24 protein-coding genes are annotated in these 25,959 nt (G+C 45.9%); 1 reads left to right on the top strand and 23 read right to left on the bottom strand.

All coding sequences use genetic code 11. From position 1 onward, the window contains the following. Positions 1-77: 77 nt before the first annotated feature. Complete coding sequence (locus tag ACO08K_RS04450) at positions 78-2,105, top strand: transketolase family protein (protein WP_421795194.1); 2,028 nt, start codon at positions 78-80, stop codon at positions 2,103-2,105. 93 nt (positions 2,106-2,198) lie between these two features. Here ACO08K_RS04450 and ACO08K_RS04445 read toward each other — a convergent pair whose 3' ends face one another. The 23 genes from ACO08K_RS04445 to ACO08K_RS04335 all read right to left on the bottom strand — a co-directional run bounded on the left by ACO08K_RS04445 (position 2,199) and on the right by ACO08K_RS04335 (position 25,722). After that, complete coding sequence (locus tag ACO08K_RS04445) at positions 2,199-3,821, bottom strand: tetratricopeptide repeat protein (protein WP_421795193.1); 1,623 nt, start codon at positions 3,819-3,821, stop codon at positions 2,199-2,201. A 35-nt stretch (positions 3,822-3,856) separates the two neighbouring features. Next, positions 3,857-4,819: a PstS family phosphate ABC transporter substrate-binding protein gene (locus tag ACO08K_RS04440; RefSeq protein WP_421795192.1), complete on the bottom strand. Its 963-nt coding sequence runs from the start codon at positions 4,817-4,819 to the stop codon at positions 3,857-3,859. Between the two features lie 28 nt (positions 4,820-4,847). After that, positions 4,848-5,048 (bottom strand): hypothetical protein, encoded by a 201-nt coding sequence (locus ACO08K_RS04435; RefSeq protein WP_421795191.1) that lies wholly within the window; start codon positions 5,046-5,048, stop codon positions 4,848-4,850. 97 nt (positions 5,049-5,145) lie between these two features. Then, on the bottom strand, positions 5,146-6,009 hold the full coding sequence (locus ACO08K_RS04430; RefSeq protein ID WP_421795190.1) for an energy transducer TonB: 864 nt from the start codon (positions 6,007-6,009) through the stop codon (positions 5,146-5,148). A 21-nt stretch (positions 6,010-6,030) separates the two neighbouring features. After that, a complete protein-coding gene (locus tag ACO08K_RS04425) occupies positions 6,031-6,618 on the bottom strand; it encodes an ExbD/TolR family protein (protein WP_421795189.1) in 588 nt (195 codons plus the stop codon). Positions 6,619-6,660: 42 nt separating this feature from the next. Then, positions 6,661-7,323, bottom strand: a complete 663-nt coding sequence (locus tag ACO08K_RS04420; protein WP_421795188.1) for a biopolymer transporter ExbD — start codon at positions 7,321-7,323, stop codon at positions 6,661-6,663. A gap of 87 nt (positions 7,324-7,410) precedes the next feature. Then, a complete protein-coding gene (locus tag ACO08K_RS04415; RefSeq protein ID WP_421795187.1) occupies positions 7,411-8,250 on the bottom strand; it encodes a MotA/TolQ/ExbB proton channel family protein in 840 nt (279 codons plus the stop codon). A gap of 355 nt (positions 8,251-8,605) precedes the next feature. Continuing rightward, positions 8,606-9,985 carry an NADH-quinone oxidoreductase subunit N gene (locus ACO08K_RS04410; RefSeq protein ID WP_421795186.1) on the bottom strand — a complete coding sequence of 460 codons (1,380 nt, stop codon included), beginning with the start codon at positions 9,983-9,985 and terminating at the stop codon, positions 8,606-8,608. A 23-nt stretch (positions 9,986-10,008) separates the two neighbouring features. Continuing rightward, the gene (locus ACO08K_RS04405; RefSeq protein WP_421795185.1) at positions 10,009-11,445 is read right to left on the bottom strand and encodes a complex I subunit 4 family protein; all 1,437 of its coding nucleotides are present in this window, start codon (positions 11,443-11,445) and stop codon (positions 10,009-10,011) included. Between the two features lie 11 nt (positions 11,446-11,456). Then, entirely contained in the window at positions 11,457-13,352 is a 1,896-nt protein-coding gene (gene nuoL, locus ACO08K_RS04400) for an NADH-quinone oxidoreductase subunit L (RefSeq protein WP_421795184.1), read from the bottom strand. An 82-nt stretch (positions 13,353-13,434) separates the two neighbouring features. Beyond that, positions 13,435-13,758, bottom strand: coding sequence for an NADH-quinone oxidoreductase subunit NuoK (gene nuoK, locus ACO08K_RS04395; RefSeq protein ID WP_421795183.1), 324 nt, complete (start codon positions 13,756-13,758; stop codon positions 13,435-13,437). A 2-nt stretch (positions 13,759-13,760) separates the two neighbouring features. After that, positions 13,761-14,255: an NADH-quinone oxidoreductase subunit J gene (locus ACO08K_RS04390; protein ID WP_421795182.1), complete on the bottom strand. Its 495-nt coding sequence runs from the start codon at positions 14,253-14,255 to the stop codon at positions 13,761-13,763. Positions 14,256-14,260: 5 nt separating this feature from the next. Continuing rightward, positions 14,261-14,791 (bottom strand): NADH-quinone oxidoreductase subunit I, encoded by a 531-nt coding sequence (locus ACO08K_RS04385; RefSeq protein WP_320032067.1) that lies wholly within the window; start codon positions 14,789-14,791, stop codon positions 14,261-14,263. A 15-nt stretch (positions 14,792-14,806) separates the two neighbouring features. Continuing rightward, positions 14,807-15,826, bottom strand: a complete 1,020-nt coding sequence (nuoH, locus tag ACO08K_RS04380) for an NADH-quinone oxidoreductase subunit NuoH (RefSeq protein WP_421795181.1) — start codon at positions 15,824-15,826, stop codon at positions 14,807-14,809. Beyond that, positions 15,823-16,773: a 2Fe-2S iron-sulfur cluster-binding protein gene (locus tag ACO08K_RS04375; RefSeq protein WP_421795180.1), complete on the bottom strand. Its 951-nt coding sequence runs from the start codon at positions 16,771-16,773 to the stop codon at positions 15,823-15,825. Before ACO08K_RS04375 ends, nuoH begins: the two co-directional genes overlap by 4 nt. Before the next feature lie 200 nt (positions 16,774-16,973). Further along, complete coding sequence (nuoF, locus tag ACO08K_RS04370; protein WP_421795179.1) at positions 16,974-18,332, bottom strand: NADH-quinone oxidoreductase subunit NuoF; 1,359 nt, start codon at positions 18,330-18,332, stop codon at positions 16,974-16,976. After that, on the bottom strand, positions 18,329-18,838 hold the full coding sequence (gene nuoE, locus ACO08K_RS04365) for an NADH-quinone oxidoreductase subunit NuoE (protein WP_421795178.1): 510 nt from the start codon (positions 18,836-18,838) through the stop codon (positions 18,329-18,331). The genes nuoF and nuoE overlap by 4 nt, the downstream gene beginning before the upstream one ends. 3 nt (positions 18,839-18,841) lie before the next feature. Further along, entirely contained in the window at positions 18,842-20,056 is a 1,215-nt protein-coding gene (locus ACO08K_RS04360) for an NADH-quinone oxidoreductase subunit D (protein WP_421795177.1), read from the bottom strand. Further along, positions 20,056-20,568 carry an NADH-quinone oxidoreductase subunit C gene (locus ACO08K_RS04355; RefSeq protein ID WP_421795176.1) on the bottom strand — a complete coding sequence of 171 codons (513 nt, stop codon included), beginning with the start codon at positions 20,566-20,568 and terminating at the stop codon, positions 20,056-20,058. The genes ACO08K_RS04360 and ACO08K_RS04355 overlap by 1 nt, the downstream gene beginning before the upstream one ends. A 12-nt stretch (positions 20,569-20,580) precedes the next feature. Then, positions 20,581-21,120, bottom strand: coding sequence for an NADH-quinone oxidoreductase subunit B (locus ACO08K_RS04350; protein WP_421795175.1), 540 nt, complete (start codon positions 21,118-21,120; stop codon positions 20,581-20,583). A 68-nt stretch (positions 21,121-21,188) separates the two neighbouring features. After that, a complete protein-coding gene (locus tag ACO08K_RS04345) occupies positions 21,189-21,563 on the bottom strand; it encodes an NADH-quinone oxidoreductase subunit A (protein WP_421795174.1) in 375 nt (124 codons plus the stop codon). 402 nt (positions 21,564-21,965) lie between these two features. Next, entirely contained in the window at positions 21,966-23,825 is a 1,860-nt protein-coding gene (locus ACO08K_RS04340) for a hypothetical protein (RefSeq protein ID WP_421795173.1), read from the bottom strand. A gap of 49 nt (positions 23,826-23,874) precedes the next feature. Continuing rightward, positions 23,875-25,722, bottom strand: a complete 1,848-nt coding sequence (locus tag ACO08K_RS04335) for a hypothetical protein (RefSeq protein WP_421795172.1) — start codon at positions 25,720-25,722, stop codon at positions 23,875-23,877. Between the last annotated feature and the right edge of the window lie 237 nt (positions 25,723-25,959).

The following is a 25,959-nucleotide window of genomic DNA, read 5'->3' as shown; positions in this document are numbered from 1 at the left end:
CAAACACCTTGCGTATCTTTGGCCAATTCTTTTTAATAAACAAACAATTAACACACAAACTGCTATCAATTTAAGTTATGGCAAATAACCTTTCTCTACGGGCTGCCGACAACATTCGTATCCTGTCGGCCGCGATGGTGGAAAAAGCACAATCTGGTCACCCTGGTGGCCCAATGGGCGGTGCTGATTTTACCCATATTCTCTATTCCGAGTTTTTGGAATACGATCCAAGTGACATGTACTGGCCCTTGCGCGATCGTTTTTTTCTCGACGCAGGCCACATGTCGGCCATGCTATACGGGCAACAAGCCCTGCTGGGTAATTATACGCTGGAAGAAATTAGCAATTTTCGCCAATGGGGTAGCCCAACTCCTGGACACCCGGAAGTAGACGTTGAGCGGGGTATTGAAAACACCTCCGGTCCACTCGGTTTAGGGCATGCTTTTGGTATTGGCGCTGCCATTGCTGAGCGTTTCCTGGCCCAACGTTTTGGTGAAGAAGTAGCACACAAAACCTACATCTACATTTCTGACGGTGGGGTACAAGAGGAAATTTCGCAAGGTGCAGGCCGGATTGCCGGCTTTTTGGGCCTGGGCAATATTGTGATGTTTTACGACGCCAACGACATCCAGCTCTCTACCGAAGTGGATGCCGTAACGAGTGAAGATACTGCTAAAAAATACGAGGCTTGGCATTGGCATGTACAAACCGTAGTGGGTAACGACCACGATGCATTGCGTGCAGCCATTAAGGCCGCCATTGCCGAAACTGATCGCCCGTCCCTGATCATTGGTAAAACCATTATGGGTAAAGGGGTGAAAAAAGAGGATGGTTCAGCTTTTGAAGGTGAAGTGGAATTGCACGGTAAACCACTGGGACAATCCAAAGCTTCTTATACCAAAACCATTGAAGGATTGGGCGGCGATCCCAGCAATCCTTTCCAGATTTTCCCCGATGTAGCAGAATACTATGCGGGCATTTTGGATCAAAAACGCCAAGCTGCAGCGGCGCGTAAAGCCAAGTTTGCCAGCTGGGAACAAGCTAACCCGGCTCAAGCGGCTAAACTTGCCACCTGGTTGAGTGGTAAACTGCCAGAAATCAACTGGGGCGAAATTGCCCAAAAGGAAAACGATGCTACCCGCAACGCTTCCGGCAATGTACTGGCTTACCTGGCCGGGAAGGTAGAGAACCTGATTGTGGCTTCAGCTGACTTGAGCAACTCCGACAAAACGGATAGCTTCCTGAAAAAGACTACAGCGTTTACCAAAGGTGATTTTTCGGGCTCATTCCTGCAAGCAGGGGTAGCCGAGTTGACCATGGCCGCATTGTCGATTGGTATGTCACTACACGGAGGTGTAATTCCGGTGTGTGCAACCTTCTTTGCTTTTTCTGATTACATGAAACCCGCCATTCGGGTAGCCGCTTTGATGGAAAAGCAAGTGATTTTTGTATGGACTCACGATGCTTTCCGGGTAGGGGAGGATGGGCCTACGCACCAGCCAATTGAACAGGAAGCTCAACTGCGCTTGTTGGAACAATTGAAAAACCACTCGGGTAAAAATGGCGTATTGGCCTTACGACCTGCAGACAGCCACGAAACCACCATTTGCTGGAAATTGGCGCTGGAAAACCAGGATTCACCTTCGGGCTTGATCTTGTCCCGTCAAAACATCAATGACCTGCCAGCCGCATCCAGCCGCTTTGCAGAGGCCAGCCAGGCAGAACGGGGAGCCTATATCGTGCAAAATTGCGCGGGTACGCCAGATGTGATTTTGGTGGCCAATGGTTCTGAGGTAGCAACGTTGGTTGCAGGTGCCAAAATATTGAGTGAAGATAAAGGTTTGAAAGTACGGATTGTTTCTGCACCTTCCGAAGGGCTGTTCCGGACTCAATCGGTGGATTATCAAGAAACAGTATTGCCTTCAAATGTGCCTACTTTTGGACTTACTGCTGGGTTACCAGTTACCCTGCGTGGCTTGGTGGGTTCCCGGGGCAAGGTTTGGGGCTTGGGCCATTTTGGGTACTCTGCACCGTATAAGGTGTTGGACGAAAAATTTGGCTTTACACCAGAGAATGTGGTTAAGCAGGTGATTGAAATGTTGTAAATACGACTCATTCAATTAATACAAAAGAAAGAGGGTTCTTCACGATCATGTGAAGAACCCTCTTCTTGTTTTTAGACTAAGCTTTTCGCTTACTTAGTCTCGGTCTTTGCCCCCTGCGGCAATAGCATCTTTGATGTTCTTGATGGTAGTTTGGATGTCTGCATTAGCAGGATCCAAAGCCAACATTTTTTCAAAGTAAGTCAATGCCTTGGGCAGATCGGGAGTTTCGATGTGGTTGACATAATATTCACCCAAGTAAGCGTAAGCAGCAATGACGTTGGTTTTGGTCCGTTGGTCTGCTTTTTCGAGGGTGGGTTCGATCAACTCCAGGTATTTTTCATAGAACGGCTTGGCGAATGATTTCTTCTCAGCAGTATCCAACGCTATGTTGATCCGGGCACGAGTATACCAGCCTGCCGCATAAGTTGGGTTTAACTCGTTTACCTTGCGGTATGCAGAGTCAGCCAATGCGTAGTTCTTCATGACCATGTGGCTGTTGCCAATGAAGAAGTAATCTTGGTTGGTTGGCTTAACCTTCAATATCTTTTGGTTGTAGAAGTCTATAGCTTTGGGGTAGTCTTTGGCATCGTAGTACATCCTACCAATCATATCATAAACCTCAGTACGGCTGCTGTCCATTTCTACCACTTTCATGTAGTTCATGGCCGCAGCATCTTTTTCACCCAGTTTGGCGGCAGCTTTAGCATAGTACTCGTAGTCAGAAGTATATTTCTTACGATTGACTTCTTTCTCAAAGAACAATTTCGAAGCGTCAAAAGACTCCTTGAAACTGCCTTTTTCATAGTATGCCCAAGCCAAATAGCGGTACATTTCACCACGAGCAGGGTCTTGTTGCAATACTGTTTTTGCTTCAGTAATGGCCCGGTCGTAGTCTTTGGCCAGGGCAGTTAAGAAACGAACCAAACGCGCCCGTGCATCAATATCCGTACCCACCAGTTCTACATACTTGGACAATAGGGGCGTACCTTTTGAGTACAACTTATTGTTGAAGTAGATTTCATAAAGGTCTTTGTAGGCAGGAGAATAGTTGGGGAACTTTGCGACGATGTCCTCCAGGTTTTTTTGTGCGACATCCGCAATCCCACTTTTCAGGTAGGTCCGGGCGATCTTCATCAAGATTTCCGGATTCTGCTTGTCTTTTTCAGATGCAAAAGTATAGTTGGTTTGTGCATCGCCAATTTTGTCTGCAGCAACCAAAGCATCGCCCAACAACATGAAGTAGCGTGGATTTTTGGTGTCGTTGTCACGAGCCAAAGTAAAATTCTCCAACGCTTTATCGATGTTTGGTTTTTGGCTGGTCAGATAGGCACTACCGATCAGGGCATAAGCTTCTGCAGGTTTTTTCTTCACAAAACGCAGTGCCCGACCAAATGACTTTTCAGCATCTTGGCCCAAGCCTTTATCGAGTGCAATTTTACCAACTCCCACGTGTGGAGCTGGAGCATCTGGTGCCAAAGCTAAACCTTTGTTGTACCAGAAAGCAGCGGAATCCTGTGCTTCGTCGAAGTAAAAGGTTTCCCCTAAATAGTAGTAGCCGTCACCATTGGTAGGCTCTTTTTGAATCAGTTCTCTGGCCATTTTGCGGGCACCGGAGATGTTTTCATCAGACATCATCTTTTGGATTTCCGCTACGGTTTGCGCAAATGCTCCTTGCGAAACCAAAATGAATACAGACCACAACACAAGTTTCTTCATTGCCGATGAATTTTGAATGGTTAGCACTTACTTGTCTATTTTTCAAGTTTAAAAGGTTCCGAAGTCAGTTCGATGTTGTACTCCAGTTTGTAATAAGGAGGAATACCCGCCTTTTGAATGATGCGTTGGCCTATGTCACTCGCAATAAATGACGCAAAACCGGTACCTAACCCTGAGCGACCTTCCCGCGTGATGATGAAAATATCCCGACGAAAGGGATACAGCTTTTCAATCATGTTTGCGGCATAAGGTTTGTAGGGCTTAGAGGCATTTTCTCCTTCACAAACGGATACAGCCATCAACTTCGCCTCCGACCGTAGTTTTTTGCCTAATGGATCATCATAGTCGCTGATCCAGCTGTAGCCAATGATTCCCAAAGCTCCGGGATGTTGAGCTACATATTCTACTACGGAAGGATTATCTTTAAGGGCATAGGCATTGGCGGGAAGTTTTTTGAGTTTGATCATATCCATAACGAATTGAACCGTACTGGAATTTTGATTGTCAAACACCAGAGTGACTTTTCCGCTTCTATTATTTGGACTCAATTGATCCCAGGATGTAACATCTCCTTTCAGTACTTTAAGAATACTTTCACAAGTCAGAGATGTATCAGGGTTATTTGGGTGTACCATAAAAGCTACTGCATCAGTAGCGATTTGGGTAGTTATAGGTGTAGAATTTATTCTTTTTAAATAAGCTTTCTCTTCTGAGGTCAGTGGCCGCGCACTGATTACAGTACGGGCAGAGTCTTTAAGGAATTCGTTCATGGCCTGGATCCCAGGCAAGTACTTTATGTCAACTGAGGCACGGTTGTAAGTGTGTTCAAACATATCTTCCTCGGCAATAACCAAAGGAAAAAGGGTTTCATCGGCAAGGATGCGGATTTTACCAAAAGTAGCACCATCCTCAGGTGTACTTCCTTTATCGCTGCATCCGATGGAGACGAATAAAGCAAGGATAACAATGACGAACCAACGCATAGGTAGTGATTTCACGATAACCAAGTTGTAAAAGGCTGAAAAATCAATCATCATCTTTTTCCTCAAGTTGTTTGGACGCGAAAAATTGTCTTGCAATGCGAAAAACACCATATGCCAGGAAAAGCACACCTAGTAATGTGTTCACAGCAAAAGGACTAATAGGTTTTATTTTGAGGACAAACACGCCGGCGAGAATATAGGCTAGTCCAAACAATGATACAAAAGCAATACGAAGGAGATTCATTTTGATAAAGTTGAGCAATTGATCAATTGAGAAGTTGAATGACCAGCACCAAGTTTTCGCTCAGCGACTAATCCTCCAACTTCTCAACCTATCAATTTTACTCGAGTTTGAAGCGGATTGGCAAGTTAAACTGAACCCGAACTGGTTGTCCGCGTTGTTTACCTGGTTGCCACTTGGGCATGCCGCGCACTACGCGCAAGGCTTCTTCGTCGCAACCTGCACCAATACCTTTCACTACAGTCGCACCAGCAATAGAACCGTCCCGTTCTACCACGAATTGCACAACAACCATCCCTTCTACACCGTTTTCCTTCGCAATGGTTGGATATTCGATGTTTTGGGCAAGGTAACGGAGCAATGCGGCCTGACCATCAGGGAAAGAAGGCATCTGTTCTACCACCTTAAAAACCTCTTGAGTAACCTTTGGTTTTTCTTCCTCCTGAACTACAGGGGGAGGTGGTGCTTCTTCGATGGGCTCATCACCAAGTCCGGCAACAACACCATCGTCGCTACCTTCTTGAGTTTTGGTGCTGATCTCCACGTCCTTCAATTCTTCAACAGTAGGTGGTGGAACTTCTTCAACCACTTCTTCATCCTTTTTTACCACCGGAATGGTAAAAGCGATGGTTGGGCGTGCAGGTGGCGGCTCCACCGGAGGAGGTGGGGGTGGCGGTTCCTGCTTGGGATCGACAGATGGCGGTTCCGACAACGATACCTCGACGTTTAAGGTCTCTTCCTCAGGCAAGTTATCGCGGATGAAATTCACAATACTCGGAAGTGCAGCAGCAAAGGCCAGCAGAACTATAGCGAGAATCGTTGCACGAGTCATACGCTTGTGGTATGCTTTGCGCAGCTGATAAGCGCCGTATTCTTTATTCCGGTACTTAAAGATCAGATCATCCAGATCCGCCTTCATGATATCCCCGACTAACCCAGCATTGGATACATCGTTCGTATTCATGAGAGCATCATTTTTAATTGGTTATTTAAGCTTCAGGGAGTTGAATCCCTTAGTTGGGCGCAAACGGTTGCCAGAACCTACCGCAATCAATGAATCAATGGAATTGAAATCATCAATAATTGCGTAACGTTTTACACCCGTGATTGCCATTTCGTCAAGTACATCTACCATGTTCCGGTATTTGGATTCTGGTAGTGGTTTAATCATGACAAACAGTTCATCTTTGTTGCCCCACTGTTGTTGTACTGCTTTCTGACGATCTTTGATCATCGAGCGCAGCCCTGTGCGGGAAAACGTAACACTGTCTACATTTACACCTGTAGCATCGTCGGCACCAACATAGCAGTACACCATGTCACGTTTGCCCAATACGATGGCATAAGTTTTTGATTGCTTGATGGGTTTTTCTTCCACCTCTTGATTCTCATCTTTTGCTGGTTTGTTTACTTCCATTGCCTTAGGCTTACTGAAAGTAGTTGCCAACATAAAGAATGTAATCAGAAGGAACCCCAAGTCAACCATCGCAGTCAAATCCACCCGGGTTGACTGCTTTTTAGATCGCGATTTACCGCCTTTCCCCCCCTTATCGGGGATGTTCATTTCTGCCATGGCTGTTGCGCTTTTATGGACTTAGAATAGGGTTACCTTCGATTATTCCTTTGCCGTAGTAGCTTCACCAGAACCACGCGCAGAGGTAATCAAGTTGAATTTGTTGACTTTCTTTTGTTGAAGCTGTGCGATTACTTCATTCACGGCTTCATAGTCAGCATCTTTGTCTGCCTTGATGGCAATCCTCATAATCTCACTAGAAGGACGACCTTCACGAACGCGAATTTCCTCATTGGATTGGCGAATCAATTGCACCAAATCCATAAATTCACTTTGTTTAGGCGGAACAACTTCCAGCGATATCCCAGGTTGTTTCATCCGGGCGCGTGCATCGTTGGACAAGCTGAGCAACTGCGGCAACTGTGAAACAGGAACACCAAAGGCATCAAGCAAACGGAATGCGTTGACTTGATCTGCATTCAGTTTGAGGTTGTAACGCTCTTGAAGTTTGGTCAGCAGACTCAGGCGTGTGTTTTGATCGTCTACCCCAACATATACCTGCCCTTCCTTATTCACTTGAATGAGCAGAATATTTCTGTCTGGAACAGCTACTTGAGCTGTTGAGGCAGGGATGCTGATTTCAGCAACCTCACTGGGACGGAACTTCGTCGTCAAGATGAAGAACGTCAACAAGAGGAAAGCTACGTCGCACATCGCCGTCATGTCAATTGCCGTGCTTTTCCGAGCAACTTTAATTTTGGCCATAATACTTCTTTTTAAAAATGCTCTAACTACCTAGATGCAGGCTTGCTACAAAGTGGTGTGTGGCAGAGCAATTTTTTTTAAAAAAAATTACTTGTGCTTAGCAGCAAAAGTTTGAGCAATGCTGAAGCCGGCCTCATCGATGGCATAAGTCATACCGTCGATACGGGTTGTAAAGAAGTTGTAGAAAATAATCGCAAAGGCTGAAGTACCGATACCCAAGGCTGTGTTGATCAAGGCCTCAGAGATACCTGAAGACAGTGCAACTGCGTCTGGAGCACCAGCAGTCGCCAAAGCGGAGAAGGCCTTGATCATACCGATAACCGTACCCAACAGACCCAACAGCGTTGCGATCGAGGAGATGGTTGCCAGGATTACCAGGTTTCTTTCCAACATTGGCAATTCCAATGAAGTAGCTTCTTCGATCTCTTTGGAGATAGCCAAAACTTTTTGGTCGCGGTCCAAAGCTTCAGTTGTAGTCGCCATTTCTTGGTATTTACCCAAACCAGCTTTAACAACATTGGCTACAGAGCCTCTTTGCTTGTCACATTCAGCAATGGCACTAGCTACATTGTCACTAGAAAGGAAAGACTGTACCTTCCGTACAAAAGTAGGAATAGAGCCTTTACCGCTAGCAGCAGTGATGGTGAAAATGCGCTCGATGAACACAGCAATTACCAACAGGAAGTTGGCCATCAGAACCGGTACCAGTGTACCACCTTTGTACATCATCCCCAGGTAGTTACCTGGTTTTGGGTGACCAGCAGGGTCGCCATTCTCAAAGTTTGCCTTGGCGCCCAAAACATAGTTGAACAATAAGATGGCCACGACCAACAGGATCGGAATAATAAAATAAGCGAAAACGCGGCTGAATTGTCCAGACTCAGCTTTTTTAGCTGCACTAGCAGCTGGTTTTGTCGATTTACTCATGGCTAATCAGGATTTTAGAAAAAAATTATTTTTTAGTTAACAAATGTTTTACCAATAGGAAACGTGGGAAGGAAGTGTTCGCAGCCGTGAAGATAAACAAAAGATAATTCTTTGCAAGTATAAAATTTCCCGGAAAATATGGCTTTGCACAGCTTGTGACAATAATAAAGATGTTTAATCGTAGAGAAAAACACAACAAGTGCTATAATTTGATGGGTAAAGTTTTGATAGTGTTGAAAATACAATAAGAAAAGGGCAAAATGCCCGCATTTTGCCCTTTTCACAGTAGATTTTATTATTTGTAAAAAATACAAGATTTTTTATTTGGTAGACATTCGGGTAACATTGTACGAGCTTACCATCCGTTTAAAACGACATTGGGGAAGATACCCAAGACCAACAAAACCAAGGTACAGATCACCAAAACAGTGGAATAACCGAGTACATATGGTACGGTGACAGGGCCCTCTTCCGCACTTTGGAATGCAGTGCGCATTACTTTAAAATAGTAGAAAATCCCAATTGCCGAATTTAATGCGGCCAGTACCACCAACCAGGCATAACCATTGTGGAGTGCGTCTACAAAAACGGCGTATTTGCCGATGAACCCAGCCAAGGGAGGAATTCCGGCGAGTGAGAGCATCGCCAGCACCAGGCAAAAAGTAAGCAAGGGTTTGCTTTGGTACAAACCTTTTAGCCCATCAATGGATCCAGAACCCAAACTTTCTTTAACCGTAAGGTATACCGCAATAGCAATCACGTTGGCAATTGAATACACCAACATATAATACAGCACGGTGGAGGAGGAGTTGGCACCCAGACCAACCAGTGCCAGCATCACATAACCAGCATTGGCAATGCTGGAGAAGGCCAACAAACGTTTCAGGTTATTTTGGTTTAGGGCCATCAAGTTGCCCGTGGTCATGGTTAATGCAGACAATACGGCAAGCAATGGCGTGAAACTATCTTCAATAGGTGCTATTGCCTGAGTCAAAAAACGCAGAAACCCTCCAAATGCAGCAGTTTTTGCCACCGTAGACATAAATAGCATAATTACGGCTGGAGAACCCTGATAAACATCCGGTGCCCAAAAGTGGAAGGGGGCTGCTGAAATTTTAAAAATAAAGGCAATCATAATGAGCATGACGCCCAATTTAACCAGGGGTGCGGTTTCTGGTGTGCTGCTTAAGTAGTTACTTATGGCACCAAAATCAAAGCTACCACTCATCCCATACATCAACACCATGCCTAAAAGCAAAAAGACAGTGATGAAGGAGCCCATCAAGAAGTATTTCAACCCGGCTTCGTTGGAAAGTAAATTGTTTCGTTCGCTGGTTGCCAATATATACAATGGTATAGAGAGGATTTCCAGCCCGACAAAGAACATCACCAGATTGTAGCTGCCTACCATGATCATACCTCCAACAACTGAAAACAGGAACAAGGCATAAATATCGCCCAGGTGTTCAGTAGTGTCACGGTAATAACGACGACTCAGGATCAAAATAACCAAAGTAACGCCCATTAATACGGCTGAAAAATTGACGGCAAAGCTGTCAAACTTCAACATGCCTGAATAAGTTGGCGCGTCTTGCAGGTTCTGAGGGAGAAAATTGGCTACAAAACCAGCCAATGTTGCCAGCAAAACTGCGGGCAGGGCCAGCTTTTTTAGTTTATAAGCCCCAATGAACATGGACAAAATGCCCGCCAGTGAAAGTATAATGATCGGATACATACCTTATGTTTAATGGGTCGTTTTCAAAGTGATTGCAACAATTGATCAATGGCAGGTTGTGCAATTCGGGTAATCAATCCCGGCAGCAGACCCATCAAAATGATCGCGATGACGATAGGAACCAGAACCAGTTTTTCCCAAATGTCTAAATCTGCGAAAGCGTTGACCTTGGTTTCACCCAACATCACCCCTTGGTAAGATTTAAACATATAAACGGCGCCGAGGATAACCCCCGAACCTGCTACTAAGCTCCAAACCCAGTTTTGGTTGAACAACGAAGAAAGCAGCATAAATTCACCCGGAAAACCATTCGTCAAAGGCAGGGCTACGCTGCCTAGCAAAACAATAAAATAGGTGGTTGCAAACCAGGGGGCAAGATTCCGAATCCCCCCCAGCGAAGCAATATCATTGGTTTGGGTACGGTCCATCAAAATAGAACATACGTAAAATAAACCAATCGCATTGACACCGTGAGCAAACATTTGTAAGATGGAGCCAGTCAAACCTTCACTGCTCATGGTCAAAATACCTGCAGCAATCAAACCAACGTGAGCAATCGAAGAGTAGGCAAACAAACGTTTTAGGTCTTTTTGTTGAATGGCAATGACGCTGGCATAAGCAACGCCAACCACGATCAAACCAATCACCCAAGGCCCGTTGGCCTGAACTGCACCAGGTACCACGGGTAAAACCCAACGAATGATGCTGTACAAACCCATTTTTAGCATAATCCCTGAAAGCAACATCGTACCAGCAGTGGGTGCCTGGGTATAAGTATCTGGTTGCCAAGTATGGAAGGGGAAAATTGGAATTTTGATAGCGTAAGCCAACATGAATGCCAAAAAGACAAAATTTGCTGCTTCCGGGCTAAGGTCCACTTCGTATACCTTGGAAATATCGAAAGAGGCCGGGCTCCATTGCTGGCTCAAAAAGATGATGGCCACCAGCATCAACAAACTACCCAGCAAGGTGTAAATGAAAAACTTGATTGCGGTCTTGCGGTTTTGGCCAGTGCCCCACAACAAGACCAGGAAATAAGCAGGAATAAGCGCCAATTCCCAGAAAATATAATACAAGAATAAATCCTGGGCCACAAAAACCCCGGTCATTGCTCCTTGCATCATTAGCATCAGGCCATAAAATAGGCCCCGATGGTCCATATCTTTTTTAACAGTAGAAAGGAAGATCAAGGGAGACAGCAAGTTGGTCAGCAGAAGCATGACCATACTGATGCCATCGGCACCTACGTGGTAACTGATTCCCAAATTAGGCAACCAATTGTTCTGGGCCTCAAATTGAACACCTCCAGTTGGCACAAAATTCGCAGCCATATAAACGCTCAGAGCACCAGCGAGCACTGAAAGAAAAAGTGCTTGCCAGCGGGTGCTGTTGGTTCCCGGAATCAACGTGAGGAGAAAACCTCCCAAAATGGGTATAAAGAGTAAAAGTGTAGTCAGCATGAGCGTTTTCGTTAAAACAAGATTTGTAATGCCAACAAGAGTATAATGCCCAGGGCAAAGACGAAGAGGTACAAACCTACTGCGCCTTGTTGGATGTATTTTAATAAAGCACCTGCACCCGTGATGGATTGGCCTACACCATTGATGATCCCGTCAAAAATTTTGGGATCTACAATTCGGCCAAAGAACTCCGATAACATTTGGATCGGTTTTACAAACAGGGTATGGTACAGTTCGTCCACAAAATATTTGTGGCTGAGTACCCGACCAAGACCTTGTTCAGCTTCATCTTCGACTGGGACGGTATTTTTACCCACATATATGGAATAGGCGAAGCCAATTACCACTACCACAAGGGTAACTACAATCCCCATCAACATCCATTCGGTGCTGGCGGAAATGGCATGGTGGTGCTCATGACCTTCCTTCATACCCAACACTCCAGCAAGCGTGTGTTGCAACCAGTCACCACCACCCATCAGAGCTGGCCAGTTGAGGAAACCACCGATTACCGAAAGCACAGCGAGTATGCCCAATGGAGCAGTCATCGAGATCGGCGATTCGTGAGCATGGTGCAAAACATCGTGTTCCACTCGACTTTGGCCAAAAAAGACCAGGAAGAACATGCGGAACATATAAAATACCGTAAGCAAGGAGGCAATTACACCAGCTGCAAACAGCAATGGACTTTTTTCGTAAGCGGCCAACAGGATTTGGTCTTTGGAAACAAACCCCGCAAAAGGTGGAATACCCGCAATGGCCAGGGTACCGATCAAAAATACGATGAAGGTAACGGGTAACACCTTGCGCAAGGCACCCATTTTGCGAATGTCTTGCTCTCCGTCCAGGCCGTGGATCACACTACCTGCTCCCAGGAACAACAAGGCTTTGAAAAAAGCGTGGGTCACCAGGTGGAAAAAAGCAGCAACGTAAGCGCCCAATCCCAGGGCAAAGAACATCAAACCCAATTGTGATACGGTGGAGTAGGCGAGGACCTTCTTGATGTCGTTTTGTTTCAGACCAATTGTAGCGGCAAAAATCGAGGTAGCCAGGCCCAATACCGTCAGCACTTGCATACTAATGGGGCTTAGGTCGAATAAGACGTGGCTGCGGATGGTGAGGTAAATACCCGCAGTAACCATCGTTGCCGCGTGGATCAGGGCCGATACCGGAGTAGGACCAGCCATCGCGTCAGGCAACCAAGTATACAGTGGAATTTGAGCACTTTTACCCGCTGCGCCAACAATGAACAATAAAGTAATTGCAGTTAGGGTACTTACTGGGATCTGGCTTAAAGTTTCAGCATTGAATACACCATCGTAATTCAGGGTACCAAAGTTGACCAGAATCAGGAACAAACCCAGCAAAAAGCCGAGGTCGCCAATTCGGTTCATGACGAAGGCTTTTTTAGCCGCTTCGTTGTATTCATCTACTTTGAACCAGAAGCCAATCAACAAGTAAGAGCAGAGTCCTACACCTTCCCAACCTGCAAAAAGCAGCAGGTAGTTGTCGCTCATCACCAAAATGAGCATAAAAAACACGAATAAGTTGAGGTAGGCAAAAAAGTAGTTGTGCCGCTCATCATCGTGCATGTAACCAGTAGAATAAATATGAATCAAAGATCCTACTCCGCTGATCACCAACATCATGATCAATGAAAGCGGATCGACTAAAAAGCCAAAATCAACCGACCAGGTACCAGTTGATACCCAAGTGAACAAGTTTTGTTCTAAAGCGCCATTGCTAAAAACTGCTCCCATCAATCCAAGGGATAGAACAAAGGAGGCTAAAACACTTGCGCAACCGATCATTCCAGCCACTCCTTTGGGGAGCTGTTTTGCCCCCAAACCCAAGACGAAAAAGCCGAGGAGCGGAAGTACGGGAATGAGCCAAATTAGGTTTTCCATAAAAAAAGTTGAGGAGTTGAGCGCTTGGATACCTGGTCACTGAGCGAAGCCGAAGTGCCAGGGGGTCAAGCGCTCAACTTATTTACCATTTTAACTGCTTCAAGGCATTGATGTCTACCGATTTTACATTCCGGTAAATCATCATCAAAATCCCCAGGCCCAGTGCAACTTCAGCTGCAGCAACGACCATCACAAAAAAGACAAACACTTGTCCACTGGGATCTCCCCGGTGAGCAGAGAAAGCTACTGCCAGCAAATTCACTGCGTTGAGCATCAATTCAATGGACATGAACACTACGATCATGTTGCGGCGGCGCAGCACCCCGATCATCCCGATGCAAAAAAGAATCAGGCTAAGGATTACAAAATGTTCGAGTGGAACGGTATCGAATATACTTTTTTCCATAACTATTCTTCTTTTTTGGTCAGTACAATCACCCCAACCATGGTAGCAATAAGCAGCACGGAGGTTAGTTCAAAGGGCAATAAATACTCGTTGAAAAGCATCTTTCCAAGCACTTTGACCGTACCATTCTCAGCAGTATTGTCACCTCTGACCGGGAGAGTGGTTGCGTAGGCACCATAACCCAAAATACCGGCCATCGCAATACCTACCAAAACTGCGATCCATTTGATGTTGACATTGCTGCGTATGATGGTACTGACTGTATTCAAATTGAGCATCATCACCACAAAAAGGAAAAGTACCATGATGGCTCCCGCATAGACAATGATATGCACAACGGCTACAAATTCTGCTTTGAGCTGTAGGTAGAGACCCGACATGGCGAAGAAAGTAACCACCAAAGCCAAGACGCTATACATGGCATTGCGGGAAAAAATGGTAGCCAATGCTCCAACAATGGTAATGAGGGCTAGACCGTAAAAAATAACCTGATCCATGTGCTTTATTTGTCCTTCTTGCGTTTGCTAATGTCGATGCGGCCTTCCAGGGCTACCTTTTCTACCAAATCCTCTTTGTGGAAGATGAAATCGGAACGCTCGTAATTAGAGCCCACAATCCGATCGGTAAGGTAAATGGCATCTTTGGGGCAGGCTTCTTCGCACAAACCACAAAAGATACAGCGCAACATATTGATGTCGTACTCTACCGCATATTTTTCCTCGCGGTAGAGGTGTTCTTCTCCTTTTTGGCGCTCGCCAGCCACAATTGTGATGGCTTCGGCAGGGCAGGATACCGCACAAAGCCCACAGGCAGTGCAGTTTTCACGCCCTTCTGCATCCCGCTTGAGTACGTGCTGGCCACGGAAAATGACGCTGTGCTCACGCACTTGTTCAGGGTATTGAACAGTGGCACCTTTTTTCAACATATGCGAAAACGTCACCCGTAAGCCACCAACGATGGCTGGCAGGTACATGCGTTCGGTAAAGGTCATTTCCTTATTCGAAACTTGTTTGGAACGATTGGTCAATTGCATGTTTACCCGTTTTGCTTAGATGAAACTAAAAATTGCACCATAAACGACCACCAACAAAATAGCCAGGGGCATCAGTACCTGCCAACCCAAACGCATGAGTTGGTCGTAGCGGAAACGTGGAATCGTCCAACGAATCCACATGAAAAAGAAAATGAAAAAGACGATTTTGGCAAAAAGTACCGCCACACCTACCAGTACCGCAATACCAGCAGGCAACAAACTCATGCCCGGGAAGTGGTAGCCACCAAAAAACAGGGTTGAAATCACTGCCGAAGACGCGAACATGTTGACGTATTCTGAAAACAGGAAGAAACCCAATTTCATACTGGTGTATTCGGTGTGGTAACCACCTACCAATTCGGTTTCACATTCTGGAAGATCAAAGGGTGTCCGGTTGGTTTCGGCAAAAGCACAGATCAGGAAGATCAAAAAACCAAAGGGATATTTGAATACATTCCAAATTTCATGCTGAGATTCAACAATTGCACTCAACTGCAAAGATTCACTCCCCAGAATGATTGGGATGATGGACAATCCCATCGCCAATTCATAACTGATCATTTGAGAAGAGGCGCGTACGGCACCCAGCAGAGAATACTTGTTGTTGGAAGACCATCCTCCAATCAAAATGCCATAAACACCCAGAGAAACAATACCAAAAATGTAAAGAATCCCGACATTGATGTCTGCAATTTGCAGGGCATATTTTTGTCCCCCGATCTCGAAGTATTTTGGACTCCAGGGAATCACCGCACTGGTCATCAAGGCCGTCAACATCGCAATGCTAGGGCCAAGAATAAACAAGATGCGGTTTGAACCCGTTGGACGGTGCTCTTCCTTAAAGATCATTTTGACCCCGTCGGCAATGGGTTGCAACAATCCCAGAGGGCCAGCCCGGTTGGGGCCGATCCGGTCCTGCATAAATGCCGCAACTTTGCGCTCAAAATAAGTGCTATAAGCGGCAATGCCCAGGGTGATCACAAACAGGATCACTGCCAGAAGTAGCTTGAAGGTTATTACAGATGCTAGTATCATTGCGCTGCTTCAATTTGAGGATGAACAACATCCAATTCGTAAGGCAAATGATTTTGGGCAATGACCGAATGGGTATCGATTCGGCGTGGGCCTTCAATCACCCAGTCTGATTTTTGCTTAGTTTCAAAGCGGCAGGTGTTGCAGATGAACTCATCTACTTCACCATATTTGTCTTTCCTTCCGGTTACCCGCAATACTTCTTCACCCTGAAACCACAAGGTAACTTTGCCACTACACTTGTCGCAATGGCGATGGGCGTTCATTGGCTTGGTGAACCATACCCGGCTTTTGAAACGGAAGGTTTTATCGGTCAATGCTCCCACTGGACATACGTCAATGACGTTGCCAGAGAAATCATTGTCGATGACATTTTGGATATAAGTGCTGATTTCGGCAGCATCTCCACGATTGATGACCCCGTGACGACGTTCATTGGTCAATTGATCAGCAGTGTATACGCAGCGATAGCACAGGATGCAACGGGTCATGTGCAACTGAATATAGGGACCAATGTCAATTTTATCGAATGTTCTGCGACCAAAATCGTAGCGGGTAGTAGCAGCACCATGCTCGTAGGAAAGGTCCTGCAAATGGCATTCGCCCGCTTGGTCACAAACTGGGCAGTCCAGAGGGTGGTTGATTAACAATAATTCTACAATACCCTTCCGTGCTTCTATGACTTCGGGCGATGTGACATTTTCCACCACCATCCCATCCGCAATTTGGGTACAGCAGGAGGCTACCAGTTTAGGCATCCCTCTCGGGTTCTGCTCCGAAGATTTGGTCACTTTTACCAAACAAACCCGGCACTTACCACCACTGCCTTTCAGCTTGGAATAGTAGCACATGGCGGGTGGCACATTCTCTCCGATCATCCTGGCTGCATTCAGGATGGTGGTACCGGGTGGTACGTCGATGGTGATGTTGTCGATGGTTACCTTTGGCATTCGTTTATCGCTTTCCCACGACCAAAGTCATGGGGTGAGTTTCTCCCACGGCTAAAGCCATGGGGTGAGTTTCTCCCACGGCTAAAGCCATGGGGTGAGTTTCTCCCACGGCTAAAGCCATGGGTTGTTTTTTATGGTGCCTCCCACGGATGAATCCGTGGGTTGGCGGAGATCCCACGACTAAAGTCATGGGGTGTTTTTTATGCGGTTACCTGTTCAATCGGTTCAGCGGAGCGACCCATCCCGTAATTGCGGCGGGTTGCTTCCTGAGGCTGGAGGACGTGCCACTCAAATTCATCACGGAAGTGACGAATTGCAGCAGCTACGGGCCATGCCGAGGCATCACCAAATGGACAGATGGTGTTGCCTTCAATTTTGCGTTGTACGTCCCACAGCAAGTCGATGTCTTCCATACGTCCATGACCGTGTTCCAGGCGGTGCAGGATTTTTTCCATCCAGCCGGTACCTTCACGGCAGGGGCTACACTGGCCGCAAGATTCGTGGTGGTAAAAGCGGGAAAAATTCCAGGTATTGCGCACCACGCATTGATCTTCGTCAAAAACAATGAAGCCACCTGAACCCAGCATACTGCCAGTAGCGAAACCACCGTCAGACAAGGATTCGTAGCTCATCAGGCGAGGTTCGCCTTTGGCCGTTTTGGTGATCAGGCGATTGGGTAGAATGGGGACGGACGAACCACCTGGCACGAGTGCCTTGAGTTGTTTCCCTCCTTTGATGCCGCCACAATATTCGTCGGAGTAAATGAATTCTTCAACTGGAACACCCAATTCAATTTCGTATACGCCGGGTTTGTTGATGTTGCCACAAGCTGAAATCAACTTGGTACCGGTGCTTGCTCCGATGCCGATTTTAGCGTAGGTTTCCCCACCCTCATTGATGATGAAAGGGACTTTACAAATGGTTTCAACGTTGTTGACAATGGTTGGGCAGCCCCACAAACCTTCTACGGCGGGGAAGGGAGGCTTGATACGAGGATTGCCCCGCTTGCCTTCCAGCGATTCTATCAAAGCGGTTTCTTCACCACAGATATAGGCACCTCCACCGGGGTGGACGTGTAAATCTAGCGAATAGCCGGTACCTAGGATGTTTTCACCCAGGTAACCTTTGGCATAAGCTTCATCGATGGCCTGCTGAAGGATGTGCAGAATGTACATGTACTCCCCACGTATATAAATGTAGGCAGTACGAACACCCAATGCAAAACTGGAAGCAATCATACCCTCAACCAGCAGGTGAGGGATTTTTTCCATCAAGAGCCTATCCTTAAAAGTGCCAGGTTCGGATTCGTCGGCATTGCAGAGCAGGTAACGAGGTTTGTCGGAGCCTTTAAAAATAAAGCTCCACTTCATTCCCGTTGGAAAACCTGCACCACCACGGCCACGCAAGCCAGATTTTTTTACTTCTTCGGTGACCTCATCCGGTTGCATTTTTTTCAATGCTTTTTCCACCGCACGGTATCCGCCGTTTTTGATGTATCCTTCGATTCCGGTGATTTCCGGTTTATGGATGTGCTCGGTTAATATTTTCAACCTACTCATAGCTGTGTGGCGTTTTGTCTGAAGGCCTCCAATAGTTGGTCAATCTTCTCCTCGGTCAAAAACTCATGGTATTTTTCTCCAACTTGCATCATCGGGCCATAACCACAAGCTCCAAGGCATTCCACTGTTTTGATGGTGAACATTCCATCTGGAGTAGTTTCCCCGTCCTGAATGTTCAACTTTTGCTCCAGGTACTTGACGATGTTGTCGGAACCGACCAGCATACAAGGGCCGGTACGGCAAACCTCCAACACATTTTTGCCAACAGGCTTGACGTGGAACATGGTGTAAAAAGTAGCTACTTCGTACACCTCGATGTGCTGAATATCGAGCAACTCAGCTACATAATCCATCACTTCTACACTGATCCAACCGAAGTCTTTTTGGGCCAGGTGCAGAATGGGCAAAATGGCCGATTTCTGCTTTCCTTCAGGATACCGCTTAATCAGCGTTTGAACCTGGGTCAGACGTTCTGGTGAAAAAGTTATGTTTTTTGTCTCGATCATTGGTTAAGCATCTAATTCACCCGCAATCACATTCATGCTACTCATCGTCAGAATGGCGTCTGAAAGCATTGAACCCTTGATCATTTCGGGAAAAGCCTGGTAATAAATAAAGCAGGGGCGACGGAAGTGCAAGCGATAGGGTTGACGACCACCATCACTAATGAGGTAAAAGCCTAATTCACCATTACCACCTTCCACTGCGTGGTATACTTCACCTTTGGGGACATCAACCTCTCCCATCACAATTTTGAAGTGCCAAATCAGGGCCTCCATTTTGGTATAGACGTCCTGCTTTGGAGGCAGGTAAAACTCGGGTACATGGGCGAAATAATCACCTTTGGGCATTTGTTGCAATTTGGCGTAGGCTTGCTCAAGAATGCTCAAACTTTGCCAGATTTCTTCGTTGCGCACGCAGAAACGATCGTATACATCACCCGATTGACCAATGGGAATGATGAAGTCGAAATCTTCGTAGGAAGAGTAGGGGTTCATCACCCGCACATCGTAGTCCAAACCAGCCGCACGCAAATTGGGCCCAGTGAAACTGTAACTCAGCGCATCTTCCACGCTGATGCCACCGACACCAATGGTCCGATCCATGAAGATTCGGTTGCGGGACAACAAGCCTTCAAACTCCTTCCATACTTTGGGGAATTCGTCCAAAAACTTGCGGATGCGACGCATCACGTTATCGTCAAAGTCGCGTTCAAAACCACCGATGCGGCCCATGTTGGTAGTCAAGCGGGAGCCGCAGATTGCTTCATAAATTTCGTAAACATGCTCCCGTTGTTGGAACACGTACACGAAGCCTGTTAAAGCTCCGGTATCTACCCCGATTACACTATTACAAATCAAGTGGTCGGTGATGCGGGCCAACTCCATGATGATCACCCGCATGTAATCCACCCGTTTTGGGGTTTGCACGCCAAGCAATTTTTCTACTGTCATCTGCCAACCCAAATTGTTGATGGGGGCTGAGCAATAATTGAGTCGGTCGGTAATCGGGGTGATTTGATAAAAAGGCCGGTGTTCCGCCAATTTTTCAAAGGCACGGTGAATGTAGCCAATGGTGGCCTCACCGGATACAATGTATTCGCCATCCATTTGCAGCACGTTTTGGAATATACCGTGCGTTGCGGGGTGGGTAGGACCCAGGTTAAGCGTATTGTATTGCTTTTCCTCGTGGAGTCCGGGTGGAGTGGTTTGTAAGGTATCCATCAGCGGCCGAAATATTTGTCGTCCTTGTCGGTGCGGGTTCCATCTTCCAATGGATACTGCTTCAACATCGGATGATAATCCATGTCGTCGACATTCAAGATGCGGCGCAAATCAGGGTGCCCGGTAAACTGAATGCCAAAAAAATCAAAGGTTTCTCTTTCCATCCAGTTTGCCCCTTTAAAAACGGTAGTCGCAGTAGGCACTACTGGATCATTGGCTGGAAAAAAGGTCCGCAGGCGCAAACGAACGTTGTGCACCAAGCTATGCACATGGTAAATGACGCCCAACTCCTGCCCGCTTTGTTCAGGAAAATGTACGCCACAAAGATCGGTCAGGAAAATGAATTGGAAAGCCGCATCTTCCTTGAGCCATTTGATGATGTCGATCACATCTTCACGTGGTACATTTAAAGAGAGCAAACCAAATGGTTCATCATGGCTAAGAATTTTACCCGGGAATTGGGCTGAAAGTCTTTCCACAATTGATTCGTGGGTAATATCGGTAGCAGTCATAATGGACTTCGATTATTCAATGCCGTAAGAAGTCAACAATTGTTGGTATTCATCACTGTTGCGGCGGCGCAAAGATTCGTTTTTCACCAATTCCTGAATTTTCATTACCCCGTCGATGATGGCTTCAGGGGTAGGAGGGCAACCAGGAACATATACGTCGACCGGAATCACCTTATCGATACCCTGCAAAACGCTGTAGGTATCAAAAATTCCACCTGAAGATGCGCATGCACCAACTGCCAAGACCCAACGTGGTTCTGCCATTTGCAGGTAAACTTGTTTGAGCACAGGCCCCATTTTTTTAGCAATGGTGCCCATTACCATCAGCAAATCAGCCTGGCGAGGGGAAAAACTAAGGCGTTCAGAGCCAAAACGGGCCAAATCATAATGTGCACCCATGGTAGCCATGAACTCGATACCGCAGCAGGAGGTAGCGAAAGGAAGGGGCCAAATGGAATTGGCGCGAGCCAGACCAATGGCTTTATCTAAAGAAGTGGCAAAAAAACCTTGTCCGGTGTGACCTTCGGGACTTTCAACCAGTTTAACAGCCATTATTGATGAATTATGAATGATGAATTATGAATGATGAATCATCCACAATTCAGGATAGTTTTTAAAAATTACATCTGCCCTTTCTCCCAGTTGAGGGCTCCTTTTTTCAAAATATAAAGGTAACCTAAAAAGAGAGGGGCAATGAACAATAACATTTTCAAGTAGCCTTCACCACCCAGTTCCTTAAAATTGACTGCCCAGGGATAAAAGAAGATCACCTCCACGTCAAACAACACAAAAAGAATGGCAGTAAGGAAATACTTGATGGAAAAAGGCAGACGAGCGTTACCTACCGATTCAATGCCACATTCAAATGCTTCAGCTTTTTGAGCGGTATGGCGCTTTGGGCCTAGCATGTGGGTAGCCAGCATGGTAGTGACGACGAAACCACCGGCAACCAGCAGTTGAATCAAAATTGCGATATAATCAAATTGGATTTCCATGGTTCAAATGTATTTGAGTGATTTCCATTGCAACAATTGGCACCGACAACCCATGAATTTATTCGTGGGAGAGTGCAACTTATCCAGTCAAAATTGTGTCAATGGGAATTCAGGAGCAAAAGTATCAAAGCATTTTCAAATTATTAACAGTATTGCAAAGTAAAGGTTTGTAATAAATTTATTTGTACGAAGTCTAAATAAAAAACAAAATAAGTTGATAGTCAAATAGTTGTGTTTTCAATCGATACTGAAAATATAGTTTGATTTGGAAAAAAAACCAAAAGCAGAATATAATGTGGAGGATTGGGGAGGAGTTAGAATAAGGTTTCCTGCTTAAAAGAAAAAAAATCGCCCGGAAGTGCAAGCATCCAGGCGAAGCAAGGAATAGAAGTTTCATTCTTGCTATTTTTTACTTTTTATCTTTTGATCAGCGTAGTGCCAGTGTGAAACATAGGCAGGATCGTGGCGAATTTGTTTGATGGTTTCGATGGGGTTATGGAAGTAATTGCTGAGAAAGGGTTGTTTACTCAGGTCATAACCTTTTTCCAGGAGTGATTTTTCCAACAGCGCATAATATTGCTTGATCTGAGGCGCATTTTGATCAATCATTTGGTCAAATTCAGCGTCTGAAAAAAGTTTTTCAAATTTACTATTCGGCATTTTGTTGGCAACAACAGATGGGGGATTGGCAGAATCCTGAGTTGCCAGGTTAGGTGAGGGGGCCTTGCCTTCAAGGTAGGCCATAATCTGGGCTACCTTTTGATTGGTACGCTCTAGTTCTTGTTGAAGTGCTTCCATTTTACCGCTAAGATCCTGGTTGTTGATCCCTACAGCGACATTGACAATGTTTAGAGGCTTGGCCTCAGCGGATTCCCAGGCTACGCCAATGATGCGTTTATAGTCACCAATTTTCATGGCGGAAGGAGCAACCGCGAGGGCGAAACCGTCGTTATTGCCTGAAGGCAGGATGTAATCCCCTATATTGCCCCTGCCAATTATTCGAACAGGGACTTGTCCCATGAAGGCTACTTTTTCAAACTTACTTTCCTGGCCTTGGGTTGGCATGTTTCCAAGCACAATGGGTTTGTTGGATACTACCATGTAATGATCTGCATTTTGGGTGCTCAGGGAAATTTTCCCTCCTTTTACCCCAACAATTTCTCCGGGTTTGAGATCACGTTCACCAGGTACTTTTTCCAACCATTCAGCGTAGTCTCCGGAGCCAGATTCGTAGGTGACACCCACGTTAAGGTTTTTTTCGATGTTGTAAGCAATAAGTTCTGCTGCCAAGGCAATGCCTTCAGCCGTAATAGCGGCTGCTTGTAAGGCAATCGGCGCTGCCTCGGCAATGGTGACAATTTGAGCGGCTACTACAGCTGCCTCAGTAAATAAGGATGCTGCATCCAAAGCAAGCGCAATCGTATTGATGGTAAAAATGGTATTGGTAAAAACATAGTCAAAACTGGTGGCCAACTCTCCCGTAGTTTGGCCCTCCACACGGCCCCAAATGTCTTCATCATCTGCAAAGGTCAAAAAATTGTTGTCACCGCTGCGCGAGCCATCAATTTTGATGTACACTCCTTGCTTGCAACCTTCTGCTACGATTGAATAACTCTCAGGATCTTGATCCCCATTATCGGCGCATACGGAAAAGGTACGAATCAAACCATCTGCGGTGATGATCATTCGAGTTACATTGTTGGTTTTAAAAACCAGATCTTTGGCATCACGGGTGCCTAGGAAATGAGTGGGGGGACGAGTATTGGTATTGCCACTCGTTGTCCAGTAGATGGATTGATTTTTTTCCTGGGGCAAATTGATTTCAGTAGCCGTTTCTACCAATTGTGAGGCGGTGGCGGCATAAAAAGCGTAAGGTACCGACATCAATTCGGCACTATTCACCAGTGTAAAATTTCGCTTACCCTGAGGATCTAGTTTGATGTCTATCCAAATTTGTTCTTTGGACCAGGGAACCTCCTGCAGCACTCCCTGAATTTCTTTACCCCGACCGATGACAATGTGGAACAAACCCAGTGCATCGGTTCGTACTTCGTGGATTTCTGCATAATGCTCTTTTTGCGCTCCATTTTTCGAAGACAAAGCTATTTTGAGGGTAATGGTTTGATTGGCTAGTAATTGTCCTTCTGCGTTGCGCGCAACTGCCTGGTAATTGATCCCTTGGGCAATGGATTGGTTTGACTGAGCACTGCTCACATTTATGCCCAGAACCAGCAAATAGGAGAGGAGTAGGATTTTTTTCATAAGATATTTTGCTTTGGCACTACAAAAAGAATCGAAGTTTGGGAATGGGCTACCTTTTAGCTTGTAATTGTTGGTCAAAAAAGCCCCATTGAGATAGTAGATTAGGGTCTCGACGTAATTGTTTTAGCCCGTCTACTGGTTTTTGCAGCAACTGCTGGAACCAGGGAATCTGAGCAGGGTCGTACCCTTTTGAGTTCAATTCTTTTGCAATCCGGCTGAAAGAGTCATTCAGGATTGTAGCATTTTGTTCAATGATTTGATCAAAAGCTTCATCGCTAAATAATTTTTGTAACTCAGATTGGGTATTGGTTTTAGAGGACGATGCGGTAACTGCGCTGGAAGGGGATAGTGTAGTAGTTTTTCCCTCCAAAAACGCAATGATTTGATCGACCTTTTGATTTGTTTCCTGCAATTCAGCCGCAAATTGCTCCACTGCGGGGCTAAAACTGTTTCTATGTATACCCACCGCAGCCTTGATTACATTGATTGGGGCATCTTTGGCTGCTTCCCAGGCCACACCAATTATACGGCGGTGATCTGCAATCGGAAGTTTATCAGGAGCAATTGCGATTGCAAAACCGTCATTGTTTCCAGATGGAATGAGGTAGTCGCCAATGGCTACCTTACCGATTACCCGCACTGGAACCTGGCCAAGGAAAGCAATTTTTTCAAAATGTGTTTGCCCCTTGCCTGGGGGTTGCATATTGCCCAACACAATCGGACGGGTGGATACCACCATGAAGTGATCGGCATCTTGAGTATTTAAGGAGATTTTGCCACCTTTTACGCCGACTACTTCAGCGGGTAAAAGATTTCTGACCCCTGGTGCGCATTCCAACCATTCCGCATAGTCGCCAGCACCTGATTCGTAGGTTACTCCTACATTGGTTAATTTGTTGATGTTGTAGCCAATCCACTCAGCAATGAGGAATGCAAAACGGGCGTCAACAGCTTTGGCCTGGAGGCCAATCGGTATTGCTTCTGCGATGGTAAGGAGTTGTGCAGCAACAATAATAACTTCGCCGGCCAATCCGGTGAGGTTGGTGGCCATTGAAACGGTACGAATGCCAAAAACGGTGTTTTCAAATAAATAGTCAAAACTCGTAAATAGCTCCCCGGTAGTCTGGCCTTCAATGCGCCCCCAAGTGCCTTCATCGTCGGCGAAGGTGACAAAGTTGTTGTCTCCATCCCGGGTGCCATTCACTTTGATATAAATACCTTGTTTGCAACCTTGGGCAAGAATGGCGTAGCTCGCGGTATCCTGATCACCATTGTCGACACAGGTGCTAAATGTTTTGATTCTGCCATCGGCAGTGATGATCATGCGGGTGGTGTTGTCGGTTTTAAAAACCAGGTCTTGACTGTCGCGAGTACCCAAAAAATGGGTAGGTGGGCGGGTATTGCTGTTTCCGCCAGTGGTCCAGTAGGTGGATTGGTTCTTTTCAGTGGGGAGTTCAAGTTCAACAACATTTTCCACCAATTGGCTTGCGGTGGCTGCATGGAGGGCGTAGGGTACCGACATGAGTTCGGAGCGATTGACCAAATTAAAGGCTCTGCCTCCTTGGGGATCTAACTCAATATTCAACCAAATCTGTTCTTTGGAAAAAGGAACTTTAGCAAAGTTGCCCAGCACCTCTTTGCCTCGGCCAATGGTTAATTGGAACAAACCCTGCGCGTCGGTTTTGGTGTCATGGATTTCTGAATAATACCTATTGGGATTTATCTCGTCGGAGGAAAGGGATACTCTAAGGGCGATATTTTGCCTGGCCAAAACTTGTCCTGAAGCATCTCGGGCAACGGCTTGGTAATTGAACCCTTGCGCATCAGCGTTTTGTGCCTTAATACCCATAGCTATACAATAAGCCATTAAAAGGGGAAGGAGTAGTTTGTGCTTCATGAGAAAATGATTTGGAAACAAGCAAATAATTGTTTTGCTCGAAAAGGCGGATGGCTATTTTCGAACAAAGAAGCAGGCTTACTAGCAAAGGGGAAACAGCTAAAGGTTCACTTGACGATTGCAACGATAAAAGTAGTGTAGAATAACAAAAGCATGGTTTGTTGAGGTTGCAAAATGGTTCGCTGAGGTTGCAAATGTGAATTTCGGGCAAAAAAAAAATGCCGCCTAAAGTTTCCC

The sequence above is a fragment of the Haliscomenobacter sp. genome, assembly GCF_965225875.1.
Classification (GTDB): domain Bacteria; phylum Bacteroidota; class Bacteroidia; order Chitinophagales; family Saprospiraceae; genus Haliscomenobacter.
The sequence above is the reverse complement of the archived record's forward strand: the minus strand, read 5'-3'. Positions and strand labels throughout refer to the sequence as shown.